At 72.5% G+C, this 22,977-nt stretch carries 2 protein-coding genes; both read left to right on the forward strand.

Annotated features, from left to right (window positions below; translation table 11 throughout):
- Positions 1-7 precede the first annotated feature (7 nt).
- Positions 8-16,702: a type I polyketide synthase gene (locus tag ACIP8W_RS29185; protein WP_402205358.1), complete on the forward strand. Its 16,695-nt coding sequence runs from the start codon at positions 8-10 to the stop codon at positions 16,700-16,702.
- 91 nt (positions 16,703-16,793) lie between these two features.
- Positions 16,794-22,946 (forward strand): type I polyketide synthase, encoded by a 6,153-nt coding sequence (locus ACIP8W_RS29190; RefSeq protein WP_402205360.1) that lies wholly within the window; start codon positions 16,794-16,796, stop codon positions 22,944-22,946.
- Positions 22,947-22,977 lie beyond the last annotated feature (31 nt).

Here is a 22,977-nt window from a genome sequence, read left to right on the forward strand (position 1 = left end):
AGAGACGATGAACGCCCCCATCCAGAACGTCCCCCCGCAGACCACCTCGACGGGAGGTACCTCCGCCGGAAGCGCCTCCACGGCGAGTGTGGTCGAAGCGCTCCGCGCCGCGATGAAGGAGGCGGAGCGGCTGCGGCGGCAGAACAGGATGTTCGTCGCGGCCGCCAAGGAGCCCATCGCCATCGTCGGAATGGGCTGCCGGTTCCCCGGTGGGGTCCACTCACCCGAAGACCTCTGGGACCTGGTCGCCTCCGGCACCGACGCCATCTCCGGCTTCCCCACCGACCGTGGCTGGGACCTCGACGCACTGCGCGACAGCACCACCGACGCACGGGACACCTCCGTCAGCCAGCAGGGCGGATTCCTCAGCAGCGTCGCCGACTTCGACCCGGGCTTCTTCGGCATCTCACCGCGCGAGGCCGTCACCATGGACCCCCAGCAGCGGCTGCTGCTGGAGACCGCGTGGGAAGCCATCGAACGGTCCGGCATCGACGCCACCAGGCTGCGTTCCACCCGTACCGGAGCGTTCATCGGCACCAACGGACAGGACTACGCCTACCTCCTGGTCAGGTCGCTGGACGACGCGACCGGAGATGTCGGCACCGGCATCGCCGCCAGCGCGGTGTCCGGCCGGCTCTCGTACACACTCGGCCTCGAAGGCCCCGCGATCACGGTCGACACCGCTTGCTCGTCCTCGCTGGTCGCCCTCCACCTGGCGGTGCAGTCGCTGCGCGGCGGCGAGTGCGGACTCGCGCTCGCGGGCGGTGTCAACGTGATGTCCACCCCCGGCTCGCTCATCGAATTCAGCAGGCAGGGCGGCCTCGCGCGGGACGGCCGCTGCAAGGCGTTCGCCGAAGAGGCGGACGGCACCGGCTGGGCCGAGGGGGCGGGCGTCCTGATGCTGGAACGCCTCTCGGACGCACAACGCAACGGCCACCCCGTCCTCGCCGTCATCCGGGGCTCCGCCGTCAACCAGGACGGCGCCTCCAACGGCTTCACTGCCCCCAACGGCCCCTCCCAGCAACGCGTGATCCGCCAGGCACTCGCCAACGCCGGTCTCTCCCCGGCCGATGTGGACGCGGTGGAAGCACACGGTACGGGGACACCGCTGGGCGACCCCATCGAGGCCCAGAGCCTGCTCGCCGGATACGGCCAGGACCGCGAACGACCGCTGCTCCTCGGGTCGGTGAAGTCCAACATCGGCCACACACAGGCCGCTTCGGGCGTCGCCGGTGTGATCAAGATGGTCATGGCGATGCGCCACGGCATGGCGCCCAAAACCCTGCACGCGGACCGCCCTTCGTCACACGTCGACTGGACGGCGGGCAGCGTCGAGCTGCTCACCGAGGCCCGCGCGTGGCCGAACGCGGGCCGCCCGCGCCGTACCGGTGTCTCCTCGTTCGGGGTCAGCGGCACCAACGCGCATGTGATCGTCGAGCAGGCCCCGGACCCCGTCGTCGAACCGGCGGCCGCCGAGGCCGCTCCCGTCCGGCGGGCGTTCGCGCTGCCGTGGGTCGTCTCGGGCCGGACGGCCGAGGCGCTGCGGGACCAGGCGACCATCCTGCTGAGCAGGCTGGAACGCGAACCCGAACTGCGTCCTGCGGACATCGCCCTCTCCCTGGCCACCACCAGGGCGAGCATGGAACACCGCCTCGCCGTCGTCGCCGAGGGCGAGGACCAGTGTGTGGCGGGCCGTGCCGCACTGGAGACATGGCTCAGAAACGGCGCGGCACCGGGCACGGTCGAGGGCACGGCCATGGGGCGGACGAAGTGCGCGTTCCTGTTTTCGGGGCAGGGTTCGCAGCGGTTGGGGATGGGGCGTGAGTTGTATGGGCGGTTCCCTGTCTTCGCGGAGGCGTTGGATGCGGTGCTGGAGCGGTTGGGCGAGTCTCTGCGTGGGGTGATGTGGGGTGATGACGCGGAGCTGTTGAACGGTACGGGGGCTGCTCAGCCCGCGTTGTTCGCGGTGGAGGTGGCGCTGTTCCGGTTGGTGGAGTCGTGGGGTGTGGTCCCGGACTTTGTGGCGGGTCATTCGATCGGTGAGGTTGCGGCTGCTTATGTGGCGGGGGTGTTCTCGTTGGAGGATGCGTGTCGTCTGGTGGCCGCGCGGGCGTCGTTGATGGCCGCGCTTCCGGTGGGGGGTGCGATGGTGGCTGTGCAGGCGGCGGAGGATGAGGTTCTGCCGCTGCTGGCCGGTGACGTGTCGATCGCTGCTGTCAACGGTCCTTCTTCCGTGGTGGTTTCGGGTGTGGAGGATGCTGTTCTGGGGGTTGTGGCCCGGTTGGAGGGGCAGGGTCGGAAGGTGGCTCGGCTTCGGGTGTCGCATGCGTTTCATTCGTCGTTGATGGATCCGATGCTGGATGAGTTCCGGGCGGTGGTTTCGGGGCTTGTTTTCCGGGAGCCGTCTGTTCCGGTGGTGTCGAATCTGACGGGGAGGCCGGCTGCGGCTGGGGAGTTGTGTGCGGTTGAGTACTGGGTGCGGCATGTCCGGGAGGCTGTCCGGTTCGGTGACGGGGTGCGGGCGTTGGCCGATGCGGGTGTGACCGCCTTCCTGGAGCTGGGGCCGGACGGGGTGCTGTCGGCGCTGGCTCAGGAGTCGGTCGCGGGGGGCGCGGTGACCGTACCCCTGCTCCGTAAGGACAGGTCCGAAGAGCTGGCGGCTGTGACCGCGTTGGCTCAGCTTCATGTCCGGGGTGTACGGGTGGACTGGCCCGGTTTCTTCGCGGGCACCGGTGCGGCGCGGGTTGATCTGCCGACGTACGCCTTCCAGCGGGAGCGGTACTGGCCGAAGGCGACCTTCCGGCCCGCGGATGCCACCGGGCTCGGGCTGGCCTCCGCCGATCATCCGCTGCTCGGCGCGGCCATGTCCGTGGCGGGCTCCGACGAGCTGCTGCTGACCGGGACGCTATCGCTCGCCACCCACCCCTGGCTGGCCGATCATGTGGTCGGCGGGATGGTCTTCTTCCCCGGCACCGGCTTCCTCGAACTGGCCATCCGAGCCGCTGACCAGGCAGGATGCGACCGGGTCGAGGAGCTGACACTGGCCGCGCCGCTCATCCTGCCCCGTATGGGCGCGGTGCGCGTCCAGATCTTCATCGGCGGCGCGGACGACGAGGGCCGGCGCGAGCTGCGTTTCCACACCAGCCCCGTCGACGCGCCCGACGACGAGTGGACACTGCACGCCTCGGGCCGGATCGGCACCGGCGAGCGGGTGATCGGTTTCGACGCGTCGGTGTGGCCGCCCAAGGGCGCGACCGTGGTCGATGTGGAGGGGCTGTACGAGCGTTACGCGAGCACCGGGCTGGAGTACGGGCCGGTGTTCCGGGGGCTGCGCGCGGTCTGGCGTCGGGGCGAGGAGGTCTTCGCGGAGGTCGCCCTCCCGAGAGAGGCGCAGGACGCGGAGGCGTACGGGGTGCACCCGGCGCTGTTCGACGCGGTCCTGCACAGCACGGTGTTCGCCAGCGCGGACGGCGACGGACGGAGTCTGCTGCCGTTCGCCTGGAACGGGGTGTCCCTGCACGCCTCCGGCGCGTCGGTCCTTCGGGTACGGGTGACGAGCAGCGGCCGGGACGCGGTGGAGCTGGCGGCCGTGGATGCCCAGGGTGAGCCGGTGATCTCGGTGGAGTCGCTGACCCTGCGGTCCGCCGCGCCACAGCCCGCCGACACGAGCCGGCGCGACGAGCTGAACTCGCTGTTCCGTGTCGACTGGGTGCCCAGCACAGTCGACGGGGCGCCCGGCACACCGCGGAAGACCACCGACACGGAGTGGGTGGTGCTGGGGGCGGACGGGCTGGGGCTGACGGCCGCGCTCGGTTCTGCGGGCACCGTACGTCTCCGTACCCCCGTGGACACACTCGCGGAGCTGGACCAGCCGGGGGGCGTGGTTGTTGTCCCCCTGGTGGGAGACGGCACGCGGGTTGTCGAGTCGTCGCGCGAACTCGCTTCCCACACACTGGCGTTGGTGCAGGAGTGGCTGGCGGGGGAGCGGTTCGCCGACTCGCGATTGGTGTTTGTCACCCGGGGAGCGGTGGAGGCGGGCGGTTCGGCCGTGACCGATGTCGCCGCCGCTTGCGTGTGGGGTCTCGTGCGGTCCGCGCAGGCGGAGAATCCCGGACGGTTCCTGCTGGTGGACGTGGGCGCAGACGCTGATGGCGGTGTGGGCGGCGACATGGAGGCACTGTCGGCGCTGCCGGGACTGCTGCCCGGCCTCATGGACGCCGACGAACCGCAGGCCGTGGTCCGCGCGGGCGCGCTGCGTGTCGGGCGGCTGGCGCGACTGGAGTCCGGTACGGGGCTTGTGCCGCCCGTGGGGGTGCCGTGGCGGCTCGGCAGCCGGGCCAAGGGCAGCCTGGACGGGCTGGAGCTGGCCCCGTACCCCGAGGTTCTGGAGCCGCTGACCGGCCACGATGTACGGATCAAGGTCCGCGCGGCCGGGGTGAATTTCCGCGATGTCCTCAACGCCCTCGGAATGTACCCCGGTGACGCGGGCCTGTTCGGCTCCGAGGCGGCGGGTGTGGTCGTCGAGGTCGGCCCCGAGGAGACCGGACTGCGGGTCGGTGACCGGGTCATGGGCATGCTCTTCGGCGGTTTCGGCACCCACGCGGTGGGCGACGGGCGCCGGATGATCTCCGTACCCGAGGAGTGGTCGTGGGAGACGGCCGCATCGGTGCCGCTCGTCTTCCTGACGGCCTATCACGCACTTTTGGAACTGGCGGAGTTGCGCCGAGGGGAGAAGGTGCTGATCCACGCCGGCGCGGGCGGCGTGGGAATGGCGGCGATCCAACTGGCCGTGCACATGGGCGCGGAGGTCTTCGCGACCGCCAGTGAGGGAAAGTGGGAGGTGCTGCGCTCCCTGGGCGTGGCGGACGACCATATCGCCTCGTCGCGCACGACGGACTTCGAGGCGGCGTTCGCCGGGGTCGCCGGGGGCGGGGGCATCGATGTCGTACTGAACTCGCTGGCCGGTGAGTTCGTGGACGCGTCCCTGCGGCTGGTCGGCCCCGGGGGCAGGTTCCTGGAGATGGGCAAGACCGATGTCAGGGAGGCGGCGGATCTGCCCGAGGGACTCAACTACCGCTCCTTCGACCTCGGTTGGGTGGACGCCCCCAGCATTCAGCGGATGCTGGCGGAGCTGATGGAGCTGTTCGGCCGGGGAGTGCTGGAGCCGCTGCCCGTCCGCTCGTGGGATGTACGACGGGCGCGTGACGCGTTCCGGTTCATGAGCCTGGCCAGGCATGTGGGCAAGATCGTGCTGACGATGCCCCCGGTGTGGAGCCCCGGAGGGACCGTACTGATCACCGGTGGTACGGGCGGTCTCGGCGGTGTGCTCGCCCGGCACCTGGTCACCGGGCACGGCGTACGGCGTCTGCTGCTGATGAGCCGACGGGGTACGGAGGCGCCCGGCGCCGCCCAGCTCGCCGCCGACCTGCGGACACACGGTGCGGAGGTGTCGGTCGTCGCTTGCGACGCGGCGGACCGGGACGCGCTGGCGCGGCTGCTGTCAACGGTGCCGGCCGAGCATCCGCTGACCGCTGTCGTCCACACCGCGGGCGTACTCGACGACGGCACCATCGGCGCGCTGACGGACCAGCGCCTCGACGCCGTACTGCGGCCCAAGACCGACGCTGCGTGGAACCTGCACGAGCTGACCCGCGATCTCCCCCTCGCCGGATTCGTCCTGTACTCCTCGACGGCCGGTGTCATGGGCAGCCCGGGGCAGGCCAACTACGCGGCGGGCAACACCTTCCTGGACGCGCTGGCCGCGTACCGGAGGCAACACGGGTTGGCCGGAACCTCGCTGGCCTGGGGAGCCTGGGAGCAAGGGGTGGGCATGACCAGCACCCTGGAGGACCACGATGTACGCCGGGTGAGCGCGGGATCCGGGATGCCGCTGCTCCAAGTGGCCCGGGGACTCGCGCTGTTCGACACGGCCATCGTGAGCGACGAGGCACTGGTGGTGCCGCTCGGTATCGGTGACGGAGCCGGGGGCCAGGGGGGCGGCGCGGCTCCGCGCGGGGCGGGCGTTCCCGCGATCCTCCGAGGGCTGGTACGGACCGGCCGCCGGGCGGCGAAGAGCGGCGCGGCGGGCGTGTCCAGGGCAGGGCTGGTCGAGCGGCTGACCGAACTGCGGGAGAGCGAACGGCCCCGGCTGCTGACCGATCTCGTCCGCACCGAGGCGGCGGTGGTGCTCGCCCACTCCTCGCCCGAAGCCATCTCGGTGGAAAGGGAGTTCAGGCAGCTCGGCTTCGACTCGCTGACCGCCGTCGAACTGCGCAACAGGCTGGCGTCCGCCACCGGACTGACCCTCCCCGCCACCCTCATCTTCGACTACCCGACACCGGCCCGGCTGGCCGCGTACCTGCTCGACGAACTGGTGGGGGACGAGCAGACGGACACGGTCACCGCACGGGAATCGGCGGGCGCGGGGAACACACTGGACGAACCGATCGCGATCGTCGGCATGAGCTGCCGCTTCCCCGGCGGTGTGGAATCCCCGGAAGGGCTCTGGGACCTGCTCCTCTCCGGTGAGGACGCCATCTCCGGCTTCCCCACCGACCGGGGCTGGGAAGCCGGACCGTCCCTCGGCGCGGTCGAGGCGCAGGGCGGATTCCTGCGGGACGTGGCAGACTTCGACGCCGAGTTCTTCGGCATCTCGCCGCGCGAGGCGCTGGCGATGGACCCGCAACAGCGTGTGCTGCTCGAAGTCTCCTGGGAGGCGGCGGAACGCGCCGGAATCGACCCGGCGTCCCTGAGCGCCAGCCGTACCGGCGTCTTCATCGGTGTCAGCGGACAGGACTACGCGGGTCTCGTCATGCGCTCCAAGGACGATATGGCGGGCCACGCGACCACCGGACTCGCGGTCAGTGTCGTATCGGGCAGGCTCGCGTACGCGCTCGGCCTCGAAGGCCCGGCGATGTCCATCGACACCGCGTGTTCGTCGTCGCTCGTATCGCTGCACCTGGCCGCACAGGCCCTGCGCGGCGGTGAGTGCTCGCTCGCCCTGGCGGGCGGTGTGACAGTGATGACCACCTCGGCCAACTTCGCCGGATTCTCCCGGATGGGCGGGCTGGCCGAGGACGGCCGCTGCAAGGCGTTCTCCGACTCTGCGGACGGCACCGGCTGGTCGGAAGGCGCGGCGGTCCTGGTCCTGGAGCGGTTGTCGGATGCCCGGCGTCATGGTCATGAGGTGTTGGCTGTGGTGCGGGGTTCCGCCGTCAACCAGGACGGTGCGTCGAACGGTCTGACGGCTCCGAACGGTCCTGCGCAGCAGCGCGTCATCCGGCAGGCACTCGCCAACGCCGGACTCTCCCCGTCCGACGTGGACGCGGTCGAGGCCCACGGCACCGGAACACCGCTGGGTGACCCGATCGAGGCGCAGGCGCTGTTGGCGACGTACGGCCGGGACCGTGATCCGGAGCGGCCGTTGCTGCTCGGTTCGGTGAAGTCCAACATTGGGCACACGCAGGCCGCTGCGGGCGCGGCGGGCCTGATCAAGATGATCATGGCGATGCGCCACGGTGTGCTGCCGCGGACGTTGCATGTGTCGGAGCCGTCGTCGCATGTGGATTGGTCTGTGGGTGCGGTGGAGCTGTTGAGGTCGGAGCAGGTGTGGCCTGAGTTGGGTCGGGTGCGGCGTGCGGGGGTGTCGTCGTTCGGGATCAGTGGGACGAACGCACACGTCATTCTGGAGCAGCCGATCGATGCTTTGACCGGGGGGGTGGATGTGGAGGGGCGGGTGGATGGTTCCGGGGAGCCGGTGGGGGAGCCGGTTGTTGTGCCGTGGGTGCTCTCGGGCAAGACACCCGGGGCGTTGCGGGGGCAGGCGGCCCGGTTGCTCTCGTATATGCAGGCGCGGCCCGAGGGTCGACGGGTCGACATCGCTTTTTCCCTGGCGACGGGCCGTTCGCGGTTCGAGCACCGGGCGGTGGTGGCGGCCGGTGAGCCGGTGGAGACGGTACGTGCGCTGGCGGCGCTGGCGGTGGGTGAGCCGGATGTTTCGGTGGTGTCGGGTTCGGTTGTTGGTGGGAAGTGCGCGTTCCTGTTTTCGGGGCAGGGTTCGCAGCGGTTGGGGATGGGGCGTGAGCTGTATGGGCGGTTCCCTGTCTTCGCGGAGGCGTTGGATGCGGTGCTGGAGCAATTGGGCGAGTCCCTGCGTGATGTGATGTGGGGTGATGACGCGGAGCTGTTGAACGGTACGGGGGCTGCTCAGCCTGCGTTGTTCGCGGTGGAGGTGGCGCTGTTCCGGTTGGTGGAGTCGTGGGGTGTGGTCCCGGATTTTGTGGCGGGTCATTCGATCGGTGAGGTTGCGGCGGCCCATGTGGCGGGGGTGTTCTCGTTGGAGGACGCGTGCCGTCTGGTGGCTGCGCGGGCGTCGTTGATGGCCGCGCTTCCGGTGGGGGGTGCGATGGTGGCTGTGCAGGCGGCGGAGGGCGAGGTTCTGCCGCTGCTGGCCGGTGACGTGTCGATCGCCGCTGTCAACGGTCCTTCTTCCGTGGTGGTTTCGGGTGTGGAGGATGCTGTTCTGGGGGTTGTGGCCCGGTTGGAGGGGCAGGGTCGGAAGGTGGCTCGGCTTCGGGTGTCGCATGCGTTTCATTCGTCGTTGATGGATCCGATGCTGGATGAGTTCCGGGCGGTGGTTTCGGGGCTTGTTTTCCGGGAGCCGTCTGTTCCGGTGGTGTCGAATCTGACGGGGAGGCCGGCCGCGGCTGGGGAGTTGTGTGCGGTTGAGTACTGGGTGCGGCATGTCCGGGAGGCTGTCCGGTTCGGTGACGGGGTGCGGGCGTTGGCTGATGCGGGTGTGACCGCCTTCCTGGAGTTGGGGCCGGACGGGGTGTTGTCGGCGCTGGCTCAGGAGTCGGTCGAGGGGGGCGCGGTGACCGTACCCCTGCTCCGTAAGGACAGGTCCGAAGAGCTGGCGGCTGTGACCGCGTTGGCTCAGCTTCATGTCCGGGGGGTTTCTCCGGACTGGGAGACCTTGTTCGCCGGTACGGGTGCGGCGCGGGTGGATCTGCCGACGTACGCCTTCCAGCGGCAGCGGTTCTGGCCCGAGGTGGCCGGGGCCGGGTCGGCGGACGGTGTGGACCCGGTCGACGCGGAGTTCTGGGCGGCGGTGGAACGGGAGGATCTGGAGTCTCTGGCGGCGGGGCTGGAGGTGGACGGCGACTCGCTCGGGGCCGTACTGCCTGCGCTGTCGTCCTGGCGCACTCGGCGCCGGGCCCGTACGGCCATGGATGCCTGGCGCTACCGGCAGGCATGGAAGCCGCTGACCGGTAACTCCGTTATGTTGAAGGGGGTTTGGCTGGTTCTGACCCCTGCGGCCGGGGTGGCCGACGGGTGGACGGCCGAGCTGATCGCGGCTCTCGGCCCGGCTGTGCGGTGTGTCGGGTACGGGGACGACGGCAGCCTGGTCGCGCGGCTGAAGGAGGCGTCCTCGGACGCTCCGGGGGGCATCGCGGGTGTGGTGTCACTGCTCGCGCTCGACGTATCGCGGGAGGTGGCGGGGGTTCCCGCCGGGCTGGTCGACACGGCCGCGCTGCTGCGGGCGCTCGGGGACGCGGGCGTCGGGGCTCCGCTCTGGGCTGTCACGCGGGGAGCCGTCAGCCTCGGACGGTCCGGCGGGTCCGAACCGCCGCTCAGCCCCGCGCAGGCCGCCGTTTGGGGCTTCGGCCGGGTCGCCGCGCTCGAACACCCGCGGCAGTGGGGCGGGTTGGTCGATCTGCCCGTGGAGTTGGACGAGCGGGCGGTACGGCGGTTCGCCGCCGTGCTGGCGAGTGGGGACGGCGAGGACCAGGTGGTGGTCCGCGCGTCGGGTGTGTTCGGCCGACGCATGGTGTCCGCGCCCCTCGCGGAGTCCGTGGGAGACACCGAGGAGGACCGCTGGGAGCCGTCCGGCACGGTGCTCATCACGGGCGGTACCGGTGCGTTCGGCGCGCATGTCGCCCGTCGGCTGGCGGGCGGGGGCGCGCCCCATCTCGTACTGCTCGGTCGTCGTGGGATCGAGGCGCCCGGGGCTGCGGAGCTGGTCGCGGAGTTGACCGGTCTCGGCGCCCGGGTCACGGTCACGGCGTGTGACGCCGCCGACCGGGAGCAGCTGGCGCGGGTGCTCGCCGCGATTCCGGAGGATCTGCCGCTGACCGGGGTCGTACACGCGGCGGGGGTCCGTGTGCCGGCTGCCGAGGGACAGCGGTCGGAGGTGTCGGCCGAGCGGTTCGGGGCGGTGTTCCGGTCGAAGGTCGTACCGGCGCTGCTCCTCGACGAGCTGACGACCAGTCTCGGTCTGTCGGTGTTCGCTCTCTGCTCCACCGCCGCGGGCGCCGTGGGCACACTGGGGCAGGCCCACCACGCCGCCGCGGGTTCGGTGCTGGACGCGCTGGCCGAGCGGCGCCGGTCGCGGGGGCTTCCGGCGACCTCTGTCGCATGGGGCGGTGGCGAGAGTGGGAACGGCGGTGGTACGACGGGTCGGCCGGCGGCGGTGCGTGTCCTCGACCCGGGGCTCGCGGTCGCCGCGCTGCTGCGCGCGGTCGTGGAGCCCGAGCCGACCATGGTCTTCGCCGATCTCCAGCAGCCCCGGCCGCTGGCCGCCATGCTCAGCCTGCGGCCCAGCCCGCTGCTCGGGGATCTGCCCGAGGCCCGCCGTACGTGGAAGGTGCTCCAAGGGGAGCGCGGGGAGAGCGGGTCGGCCGCGTCGGGGCTCCGGGAGCGGCTGCGCGGCACACCGGAATCCGAGCGGGCCGCACTGCTGCTGACCGTTGTCCGTACGGAGTCCGCCGCCGTGCTCGGGCACGCGGACGCCGGGACGATCCGGGGCGACAAGGCGTTCAGCGATGTCGGCTTCGACTCGCTGACCGCGGTGGAGCTGAGCGCGCGGCTGCGCGGGCTGACAGGTCTGGAGCTGCCCGCCAGCCTGGTGTTCGACTACCCCACACCGCAGGCGCTGGCTGGGTATCTGCTGGCCGAACTGCTGGGCGGGGGAGGGACGGAGGGGCTCCTCGGCGAGCGGCTCGGCGGCCACACCGGTCACGACGGCCCGGACGGCGACCCGATCGTCGTCGTCGGCATGGCGTGCCGCTTCCCCGGCGGTGTGAACTCGCCCGAGGAGTTGTGGCGGATGCTCACCGAGGGCCGGGACGGCATCGCGGAATTCCCCACCGACCGGGGCTGGGACCTCGACGCGCTCGTCGGCGACGGACAGGGGCGCAGCGCCACCACCGAGGGCGGATTCCTGTACGACGCGGCGGACTTCGACCCGGGCTTCTTCGGGATCTCGCCGCGCGAGGCGCTGGCGATGGACCCCCAGCAGCGGTTGTTGCTGGAAACCTCGTGGGAAGCCGTCGAACGGACCGGGACCGATCCGGCGGCGCTGCGCTCCAGCCGTACCGGCGTGTTCATCGGGACCAACGGGCAGGACTACGCCAACCTGATCATGCGGGCCAAGGAGGACGTGGAGGGGCACGCAGGTACGGGGCTGGCGGCCAGTGTCATTTCCGGCAGACTGTCGTACGCCTTCGGTTTCGAGGGGCCCGCGGTCACCGTGGACACGGCCTGCTCCTCGTCGCTGGTCGCCCTGCACTGGGCCGCCCAGGCGCTGCGGGCCGGTGAGTGTTCCATGGCGCTGGTCGGCGGGGTCACGGTCATGACGACCTCGACGAGTTACGCCGGGTTCACCCGGCAGGGCGGGCTGGCCCCGGACGGCCGCTGCAAGGCGTTCTCCGACTCGGCGGACGGCACCGGCTGGTCCGAAGGGGTCGGGGTGGTGGTGATCGAGCGGCTGTCGGAGGCGCGCCGCCAGGGCCACGAGATCCTGGCGGTGCTGCGCGGGTCCGCCGTCAACCAGGACGGCGCGTCGAACGGGCTGACGGCCCCGAACGGCCCCTCACAACAGCGGGTCATCCGCCAGGCCCTCGCCTCGGGCGGGCTGACCACCGTCGATGTGGACGCGGTGGAGGCACACGGTACGGGCACGATGCTGGGCGATCCCATCGAGGCGCAGGCCCTGCTGGCGACGTACGGACGGGACCGCGCCCCGGAGCGGCCGCTGCTGCTCGGGTCCTTCAAGTCGAACATCGGCCACACCCAGGCGGCGGCGGGGGTCGCCGGTGTGATGAAGATGGTCCTGGCGCTCCAGCACGGCGTCCTGCCGCGCACCCTGCATGTCACCGAGCCCTCGACCCGGGTCAACTGGGCTTCTGGTGCGGTGGAGTTGCTGACCGAGCAGCGGCAGTGGCCGGAGACCGGGCGTTCCCGCCGGGCCGCCGTGTCGTCCTTCGGTATGAGCGGTACGAACGCGCATGTGATCCTGGAGGAGGCCCCGTCGGCACCGGCGCTCCCGGCCATGGTCCCGCCGGCCGTCGATGCGGCACCTGCTGTGGTGCCGTGGCCGGTCTCGGCCAGGAGCGAGGCCGCGCTGGACGGCCAGGTGGCCCGGCTGCGGTCCTTCGTCGCGGACCGTCCGGGGCTGTCCCCCGCCGATATCGGGTTCTCGCTGGCCACGAGCCGGGGGCGGTTCGAGTACCGGGCCGTGCTGATGGCGGAATCGCGGTCCTCCGAGACCGGTGGGACCACCGAGCCCGCTGGGGCTGTGGTGGAAGTGGCCAGGGGAGAGGCGGCGGACCGTCCTTCGGCGGTGCTGTTCTCCGGGCAGGGCTCGCAGCGGCTCGGTATGGGCCGTGAACTGTACGAACGCTTCCCGGTCTTCGCCGACGCGCTGGACTCCGTACTGGCACATCTGGACACCGCGCGGAATGCCGGCGGTGGTGTGTCGCTGCGCGAGGTGATGTGGGGGGACGACGCCGACGCGCTCAATGACACGGCCGTCACCCAGCCCGCGCTGTTCGCGGTCGAGGTGGCGCTGTACCGGCTGGTCGAGTCGTGGGGTGTCACCCCGGACTTCGTCGCCGGGCATTCGATCGGTGAGATCGCCGCCGCCCATGTCGCGGAGGTGTTCCCGCTGGAGGACGCGGCGCGGCTGGTGACGGCCCGCGCGCGGCTGATGGGGGCGCTGCCCGTGGGCGGCGCGATGGTCGCCGTACAGGCAACGGAGGACGAGGTACGGCCGCTGCTGGCCGGTGATGTCTCGATCGCAGCTGTCAACGGGCCCTCGGCCGTGGTGATTTCCGGTGCCGAGGCCAGTGTGCTGGGGATCGCGGAGCGTCTGGCGGCGAGCGGTCGCAGGACCACCCGGCTTCCGGTCAGTCACGCGTTCCACTCGCCCCTGATGGACCCGATGCTGGCGGAATTCCATTCTGTGGCAGAGACGTTGACGTTCGGGGCGCCCCGGATTCCGGTGGTCTCGAACCTCACGGGAGCGTTCGCGACCGACGCCGAGCTGTGCACCGCCGACTACTGGGTACGGCATGTGCGCGAGGCGGTGCGCTTCTCGGACGGGGTACGGGCGCTCGCGGACCGGGGGGTCGGTATGTTCCTGGAGCTGGGACCCGACGGTGTGCTGTGCGCCATGGTCCGCGCGGTCGTTCCGGCGGACGCCGTGGTGGTTCCCGTACTGCGCAAGGACCGCTCCGAGGAGCGAACTGCCGTGACAGCGCTGGCCGTTCTGTACGCGAACGGGGTCGGCGCGGACGGGACGGATATGGACGGGGCGGGTGTCGACTGGGCCGGATTCTTCGCCGGTACGGGTGCGCGCCGGGTGGAGCTGCCGACGTACGCGTTCCAGCGCGAGCGGTTCTGGCCGTCGCTGTCGGGACCGGTGTCGGTGGGGGACGCCTCCGGTCTCGGGCTGGTGGCCGCCGGGCACGCGCTGCTCGGCGCGGCGGTGGCGGTGGCGGGCTCCGACGAGGTGGTGCTGACCGGCAGGCTGTCGGCCGGGACCCATCCCTGGCTGGCGGGTCACCGACTGCGGGGCCGGATCACACTGCCCGCGTCGGCCTTCGCGGAACTCGCCGTACGGGCCGGTGACGAGACGGGCTGCGACCTGGTCGAGGAGCTGACCGTCACCGCCCCTCTCGTTGTGCCCGCGCAGGGCGCGGTACGGCTCCAGGTGGGCGTCGGCGCCCCCGACACGGCGGGCCGACGCGTGCTGAAGGTGCACGCGCGCTCCGAGGCGGCGGTCGATCTGCCGTGGACCCTGCACGCCACCGGTGTGCTGACCACCCGCGCCGCCGGGACACCGGACGCGGCGGACGGTACGGAGTTCGGTACGGCGGTGTGGCCGCCCGCCGGGGCCGTGCCCGTGGACCTGGCCGACGGTGACGAGCGGCCCGCCGCGACGGGCCTCGACCACGGCCCGGCGTTCCGGGGCCTGCGGGCCGCCTGGACCCGTGACGAAGAGGTGTTCGCCGTGGTGGAACTGCCCGAAGAGGCCCGTACGGGCGAGGTGTTCGGGATCCATCCGGCGCTCCTGGACACCGCGGTCCGGGCGGCGGGACTGCTGGACGACGACACCGCGCCGGGGGGCGCGGAGGCTGTGGTGTGGCACGGGCTGACCCTGCACGCGGGCGCCGCCACGGCCCTGCGGGTACGGCTCGCGGCGACCGGCCGGGACACGGTGTCGTTCGCCGCCGTCGACGAGAACGGGGCCCCGGTGGTCTCGGCGCGCTCGCTGACCCTGCGGTCGCTCTTCGACGATGACACCGCCGCCGGTACCGATGGGGCGGACGGTACGGACGAGGCGGACGGCGAGACCGAACGCGCCCTGCTGTTCGGCGTCGAGTGGATGGCCCCCGCCGCCGCGCCCCCGGCCGCCCCCCACAGCCTGCGCTGGGCGGTCATCGGTGACACGGATCGTACGGAAGGCGCGGTCGGTACGGGGCTGTACCGCGCGCTCGAAGCGGTGGACGGCCTGTCCGCCGTGCGCGCCCGGTCGCTCGGCGAACTCCTCGACGCGCCGGGACCGGTGCCGGACGTCGTACTGGCCCCGGTGATCGGCCGCCCCACCGATGACGCGTCCTGTCTGCCCGACGCGGTGGGCGCCCTGACGGAGGCGGCGCTCGACCTGCTGCAGGCGTGGTCGGCCGACGAACGCGCGGCCGGATCACGGCTGGTGTTCGTCACCAGGGGCGCGGTCGCGACCGCCGACGAAGGCGTACGGGACCTGGCCGCCGCCGCAGTCTGGGGCCTGGTCCGCTCCGCGCAGTCGGAGAACCCCGGCACCTTCCTGCTCCTCGACCTCGATGACACCGACAGTCTCGAAGACACCGACCCTCTCGACCACACCGACGACCTCGCCGCCACCGCGGCCATCGGCGCCGCCTTCGGCCGCGCCCTCCCCACGCTGCCGGGTCTGCTCGACGCGGGAGAGTGCCACGCGGCGCTGCGCGGCGACGGGGTACGGGTGGCCAGGCTGGCCCGGATGCCCGAGGAGGGTGTACGCACACCTTGGGCCCGGTCCCGCGCGTGGGACCGCGACGGTACGGTGCTGATCACGGGTGGCACCGGCGGACTGGGCGGTGTGCTCGCCCGGCACCTGGTCGCCGAGCACGGGATGCGGCATCTGCTGCTCGCCGGACGGCGTGGGGCGCAGGCGCCCGGCGCGGACGCGCTGCGGGCCGAACTGACCGCCCTGGGCGCCGAGGTGACCCTCGCCGTCTGTGACGTCTCCGACCGTACGGCGCTGGACGCGCTGCTCGCGGCCGTACCCGAGGGGCATCCGCTGACCGCGGTGGTGCACACCGCGGGCACCCTGGAGGACGCCACGGTCGGATCGCTCACCCCCGGTCTGCTCGACCGGGTCCTGCGGCCCAAGTCGTACGCCGCCTGGCATCTGCACGAGGCGACCCGGGACCTCGACCTCGCCGGGTTCGTCCTCTACTCCTCGGTCTCCGGCATCACCGGAGGTCCCGGCCAGGGCAACTACGCCGCGGCCAACACCTTCCTGGACGCCCTGGCCGGACACCGCGCCGGGCTCGGGCTGCCTGCCCTTTCCCTGGCCTGGGGGCCGTGGGCGCAGGGCGGTGGCATGACCAGCTCGCTGAGCGCCGCCGACATGGAGCGGATGGCCCGCTCGGGCATGCCCCCGCTGTCGGTGGAGCAGGGCCTCGCACTGTTCGACGCGGCGACCGTACGCGACGAGCCGCTGGTGGTCGCGATCCGTGTCGTCACCGGGGCGGGCGCCGACGCGCCGCGTTCCGTGGACGAGGTGCCGCCGATCCTGCGCGCCCTGGTGCGCACCCGGCGCCGTACGGCGGGAGCGGGCAACCGGAAGGCGGGGCTGGTCAGGCAGCTTGCCCCGCTCGGCGCGGACGAACAGCTCGGCCTGCTGGTGGAGTTGGTACGTACCGAGACGGCCGCCGTGCTGGGACACGCCACCCCCGACGCGATCCCGGCCGACCGGGACTTCAGCAGGCTCGGCTTCGACTCCCTGATGGCGGTCGAGGCGCGCACCCGGCTGACCGCGCGGACGGGCGCCAGGCTCCCCGCCACACTGGTGTTCGACCATCCCACCCCGGTCGCCGTCGCCCGGCATCTCGCCGCGCTCCTGCTCGGGGCCGGGAAACCGGGTGCGAACGCGTCGCCGCTGGCCGAACTCGACCGACTGGAAGCGGCGTTGAACGCGGGCGAGGCCGACGAGGCCACCAGGGCCGGTGTCGCCGGCCGGCTGCGCGGCCTCCTCGCCCGCTGGGACGGGACAGCGTCCGACACCGGGGACGGGACCGGCGCGCTGGTGATCACGGAACGGATCGAGGCCGCGAGCGCCGACGAGGTCTTCGCCTTCATCGACAACGAGTTGGGCCGCTCGGCCGGCGCCTGACCGGGCCCCGCCCTCCCGGTCGTACCCCTCCGCACTTCGAACTTCGCACCTCGCGCCTCGCACGCGAAAACTTATGGAAGGTTCACGGACGATGCCGGACGAAAAGAAACTCGTCGAATACCTGAAGTGGGTCACCACCGATCTGCATCAGACCCGCCGACGCCTCCAGGAGGCCGAGTCCGGCCGCCAGGAACCGGTGGCGATCGTCGGAATGGGCTGCCGCTTCCCCGGCGGGGTCCGCTCCCCGGAAGACCTCTGGGAACTGCTCGCGACCGGCCGCAGCGCCATCGCCGGATTCCCCGCCGACCGGGGCTGGGACCTGGAGGCGCTCGCCGGCGACGGACCGGGCCGCAGCGCCACCCAGGAAGGCGGATTCCTGTACGACGCGGCCGACTTCGACCCCGCCTTCTTCGGGATCTCGCCGCGCGAGGCCCTGGCGATGGACCCCCAGCAGCGGCTGCTCCTGGAAGTGGCGTGGGAGGCCGTCGAACGGACCGGCCTCGACCCGGCCACCCTGCGCGGCAGCAGGACCGGTGTGTTCATCGGCACCAACTCGCAGGACTACACCCACCTCGTCCTCGCCGCACAGGACGACATGGGCGGCTACGCGGCCAACGGCCTCGCGGCCAGCGTCCTTTCCGGCCGGCTGTCCTACGCCCTCGGCCTGGAAGGCCCCGCGGTCACCCTCGACACCGCGTGCTCCTCGTCGCTGGTGACCCTCCACCTCGCCGCGCAGGCCGTACGCAACGGTGAGTGCGCTCTGGCGCTGGCCGGTGGTGTCACCCTGATGACCACGCCCGCGAGCTTCGCCGGGTTCACCGTCCAGGGCGGCCTGGCCCCCGACGGGCGCTGCAAGGCGTTCTCCGACACCGCCGACGGCACCGCCTGGTCCGAGGGCGTCGGCCTGCTGGTCGTGGAACGCCTCTCGGACGCCCGCAGCAACGGACACCGGATCCTCGCGGTGCTGCGCGGCTCCGCAGTCAACCAGGACGGCGCGTCCAACGGCCTGAGCGCCCCCAACGGCCCCGCCCAGCAGCGGGTCATCCGCCAGGCCCTGGCGGGTGCCGGACTCTCCCCGGCGGATGTGGACGCGGTGGAGGCACACGGTACGGGGACCACCCTGGGCGACCCGATCGAGGCGGGAGCCCTGCTGGCCGCCTATGGGCAGGACCGCGAACCGAGGCGCCCGCTGTGGCTCGGCTCGGTCAAGTCGAACATCGGCCACACCCAGGCGGCCGCGGGCGTCGCGGGCGTCATGAAAATGGTGCTGGCGCTGCGCCACGGCGTACTGCCCCAGACCCTGCACGTGGACGCGCCGTCGTCGCACGTGGACTGGAAGGCCGGTGGCGTCAGCCTGCTGACGAAGCCGGTGGAGTGGCCCGAGGGTGACCGGGTGCGGCGCGCGGGCGTGTCGTCCTTCGGGATCAGCGGCACCAACGCACACGTACTCATCGAGCAGGCGCCGCTGCCCACGGCCGAGGAGACACCGGCCGAGGAGCCACCGGCCGTCGCGCGGACCGTGCCCGGTGTGGTGCCCTGGCCGGTGTCGGGCCGTGGCGCCGCCGCACTTGACGCGCAGCTGGACCGGATCAGGGCCTTCGCCACGGCCCCGGCCCCCGGCCACACTCCGCTCGACATCGGCCTCTCCCTCGCCACGACCCGCTCCGCCTTCGAACACCGGGCGGTCCTGATCGCCTCGGGCGGCGAACTCACCGAGGTGGCGCGCGGTGTCACCGGCCGGGGCCGGCTGGCGCTGCTCTTCACCGGCCAGGGATCCCAACGAGCCGGTATGGGAAGCGAGTTGTACGGGCGGTTCCCCGTCTTCGCCGAGGCGCTGGACGAGGTGTGCGCCGTACTCGACCCGCTCCTCGGATGTTCGCTCCGCGAGGCCATCCAGCGGGAGGACGCCGGGGACACGACCGAGGGCTCCGGGCCGCTCGACGACACCGGACTCGCCCAGCCCGCGCTGTTCGCCGTGGAGGTGGCGCTGTTCCGGCTGGTCCGCTCCTGGGGGGTCGCCCCGGACTTCCTGGCCGGTCACTCGATCGGCGAGATCGCGGCCGCGCATGCCGCCGGGGTGCTCTCGCTCCAGGACGCGGGCCGACTGGTGGCCGCGCGGGCGCGGCTGATGCGCGCACTGCCCGCGGGCGGCACGATGGCGGCCGTACGGGCCACCGAGGCCGAGGTCACGGAGCTGCTGACCGACGGGGTGTCGGTCGCGGCGGTCAACGGGCCTTCGTCCGTGGTGATTTCCGGTGGTGAGGACAGTGTGCTGGCGCTCACCGAGCGGCTGGCGGCGGAGGGGCGCACGACCAGGCGGCTCGCGGTCAGTCACGCGTTCCACTCGCCGCTCATGGAGCCGATGCTCGAAGAATTCCGGTCCGTGGCTGCCGAGTTGACCTACCGGGCACCGAGTGTGCCGGTCGTCTCGAATGTGACCGGCGCGCTCGCCACCGCCGACGAGCTGTGCTCCGCCGCGTACTGGGTCCGTCATGTCCGTGACACCGTACGGTTCGGTGACGCCGTGACCGAGCTGGCCGACCACGGGGTGACCACCTTCCTGGAGCTGGGCCCGGACGGGGTGCTCTCCGCGCTCGTACCGGAATCCGTCCAGGACCCGGCCGTCGCCGCGCTGCCGCTGCTGCGCAAGGACCGGCCCGAGGAGGCCACGGCCGTCACCGCGCTCGCCGGGCTGTACGCGCGGGGGGTGGCGGTCGACTGGGCCGCGCTGTTCGCGGGCACCGGCGCCCGGCGGGTGGAGCTGCCGACGTACGCGTTCCAGCGCGAGCGGTTCTGGCCCACGGTACGGGCGGTCGCGGGCGACGCCTCGGGCCTCGGCCTGGCGGCGGCGGGGCATCCGCTGCTCGGGGCGGCCGTCATGATGGCGGGCTCGGACGAGACCGTACTGACCGGACGGCTGTCGGCGCGGGCGCATCCGTGGCTCGCCGACCACCGGGTCGAGGGCCGGACCGTCCTGCCCGCGACGGCCTTCGCCGAGCTGGCGCTGCACGCCGGGGACCGGGCGGGGGCGGACCGGCTGGCCGAACTGACCCTGCTGGAACCGCTCGTGCTGCCGGAGCGGGAGGCGGTCATCACGCAGGTACGGGTGGGTCCCGAGGAGGCAGGTACGGGCCACCGGGAGCTGACCGTCCACTCCCGCCCGGCGGGCCGGGACGAGGAACCCTGGACGCTGCACGCCCGTGGTGTGCTGGCCCCGGGCGACGCCGGCGAGGACACGTTCGACACCACGCTCTGGCCGCCGCGCGACGCGCGGCCGGTCGCGCTGGACGGACTGTACGAACGGCTCACCGCGGCCGGGATGGCCTACGGGCCCGCGTTCCGGGGCCTGTTGGGCGTATGGCGGCGCGAGGGAGAGGTGTTCGCCGAGGTCGCGCAGGCAGCCGGGGCGGGCGACAGCGGCGCCTACGGCGTCCACCCGGCGCTGCTGGACGCCGCGTTGCGGGCCGCGGTCGCGCTGGACCCCGAGGACGGGCGGGCCACCCCACTGCCGGTGGAGTGGCACGGGCTGACCCTGTACGCCACCGGATCCGCCACACTGCGGGTACGGATCACCGCGGCGGGGCCCGACGGGATCACACTGCGGGCCGTCGACGCGACGGGCGCCCCGGTCCTCTCGGCGGAATCGGTGGTCCTCGGCGCGCCCTCCGTACGGCAGGAGAGCGGATCCGCCGCCGAGCGGGGCTCGCTCCTCGCCCTGGACTGGGTGGAGGTCGCGGAGCGGGCACCGGTCGTGGGCACCCGCTGGGCGGTCGTCGGTGTCGACGAACTCGACCTGGGATACGCGATGCACCGCGCCGACGAGACCGTCAGCGCGTACGCCGCCTCCCTGGCCGGAGTGATCGGCGACAGCGGGGTGGCGCCCGACGCCGTCCTCGTCCCCGTCGTCGCGGGCCCCGGCCAGGACCAGCCCGAGGCGGTGCACGCCCTCACCTCCTGGGTGCTCGCGCTGCTCCAGGAGTGGCAGAGCGAGCCCCGGCTCGCGGACACCCGGCTGGTCTTCGTCACCCGGGGCGCCGTCGCCGTGGACGACGAGGACGTACGGGACCTGCCCGCCGCCGCGGCCCGGGGCCTCGTACGGTCGGCGCAGACGGAGACCCCGGGCAGCTTTCTCCTCGTCGACATGGACGACACGTTCCTGTCGGCCGGGGTGCTGCCGTGGCTGCTCACCCTCGACGAAGAGCAGGTGGTCGTCCGGGCCAACGCCGTCAGGGCCGCACGGCTGACCCGGCTGCCCGAGCACGGCACGGCGCCCCGGACGCCCTGGGACCCCGAGGGCACCGTACTGATCACCGGAGGTACGGGCGGACTCGGCGCCGCCCTGGCCCGCCACCTGGTGACCACGCACGGGGTACGGCACCTCCTGCTGGCCGGTCGGCGCGGCCCGGACGCGCCCGGCGCGCCGGAGCTGATCGCCGACCTGGAACGGCGGGGCGCGCGGGCCTCGGCGGTCGCCTGCGACATCGGCGACCGCGACGCGGTCACCGCGCTGCTGGCCGGCGTGGCGGACGGACATCCGCTGACTGCCGTGGTGCACGCCGCCGGGGTGCTGGACGATGCGCTGACCGGCTCGCTGACGCCCGCGAAGCTGGAGAGCGTACGACGGTCCAAGGCCGACGGAGCCTGGTATCTGCACGAGGCGACCCGTGGCCTCGACCTGGCGGCGTTCATCCTGTACTCCTCGGTCTCCGGAGTCCTGGGCAGCCCGGGACAGGGCAACTACGCCGCGGCCAACGCGTATCTCGACGCGCTCGCCCGGCACCGGACGAGCCGGGGACTGCCCGCGCTGTCCCTCGCCTGGGGCCCCTGGGGCGGCGACAGCGGCATGGCCGGCCATATCGGCGAGGCCGATCTGGAGCGGATGTCCCGTACCGGCATGCCGCCCCTGTCCGCCGAGCGGGGGCTGGAACTCTTCGACGCCGCCGTCGCCCGGCCCGGGGCGGTGATCGTCCCGACGCGGCTCAACATCGCCGGGCTCCGGGAGCAGCAGGGCCTGCCGGCGCTCTGGCAGGAGCTGGTGCCCCGCCCCCGCCGCGCGGCCGCCTCAGGTGGCCGCTCCCCGGTCACCCTGCGGGAGCGGCTGCGCGGTCTCGCCGCCGCCGAACAGGAGAGCCTGCTCATCGACCTGGTCGTCGGCCACGCCGCCGCGCTGCTCGGCCACCGCGACCCGGGCGCCGTCGACCCCGAACGTGGCTTCCTGGAGCTGGGATTCGACTCACTGGTCTCCGTGGGCCTGCGCAACCAGCTCGCCGAGGCGCTCGGACTGCGGCTGCCCACCTCGATGGTCTTCGACAACGAGACCCCGCTGAAGCTCGCCCGTTGGCTCCGCGGCGAACTGGCCGGACATCTCGACGCGGGATCACCCAACGGGCGTACAACTGGGGTGAGTTCGCCCAGGAACGCCGACGAGACACTCGTCGGCCTGTTCCACAGCGCCGTACAGTCCGGGAGACTCGTCGAGGCCATGCGCATGCTGAAGGCGGTCGCCAACACCCGGCCGACCTTCGAGACCCCCGCCGACCTGGAGGAGCTGTCGGCGCCCGTCGTCCTGGCCGAGGGCCCGAGCACCCCCAGGCTGGTCTTCGTCAGCGCCCCGGGCGCGACCGGTGGCGTACACCAGTACGCGCGGATCGCGGCACACTTCCGGGGCAAGCGGCAGGTGTCCGCGCTCCCGCTCATGGGCTTCGCCCCCGGCGAGCCACTGCCCGCCACCAGCGCGGCCGCGGCCCGGGTCGTCGCCGAGAGCGCGCTGCACGCCAGCGACGGCGAACCCTTCGTCATGGCGGGACACTCCACGGGCGGCTCACTCGCCTATCTGGCCGCGGGCGTACTGGAGGAGACCTGGGGCGTCACCCCCGAGGCGGTCATCCTGCTGGACACCGCGAGCATCCGCTACAGCAGCGGCGAGAACAACGACCTCGACCGGACCACCCGCTTCTACCTGGCGGACATCGACTCCCCCTCGGTCACACTGAACAGCGCCAGGATGTCCGCGATGGCCCACTGGTTCATGGCGATGACCGACATCGAGGCACCGCCGACCACCGCGCCGACCCTCCTGGTGCGATGCGCCCGCGCGCTGGACGGCTTCCTCTTCGACACCTCCTCGGTCCCCGCGGACGACATCCGCGACATCGAGGCCGACCATCTGTCGCTCGCCAAGGAGCACTCGGCGCTGACGGCACGGACGATCGAGCAGTGGCTCGCCGGCCTTCCCCGGCACTAGTGCCGTGACCGGCGATGTTTGCCCCGGGGCA

Source organism: Streptomyces sp. NPDC088554 (genome assembly GCF_044752945.1).
Taxonomy (GTDB): domain Bacteria; phylum Actinomycetota; class Actinomycetes; order Streptomycetales; family Streptomycetaceae; genus Streptomyces.

Excerpts from the sequence above, each read along its gene's own strand:
- ACIP8W_RS29185 (WP_402205358.1), top strand. The coding sequence starts at position 8 with ATGAACGCCCCCATCCAGAACGTCCCCCCGCAGACCACCTCGACGGGA.
- ACIP8W_RS29190 (WP_402205360.1), top strand. The coding sequence starts at position 16,794 with ATGCCGGACGAAAAGAAACTCGTCGAATACCTGAAGTGGGTCACCACC.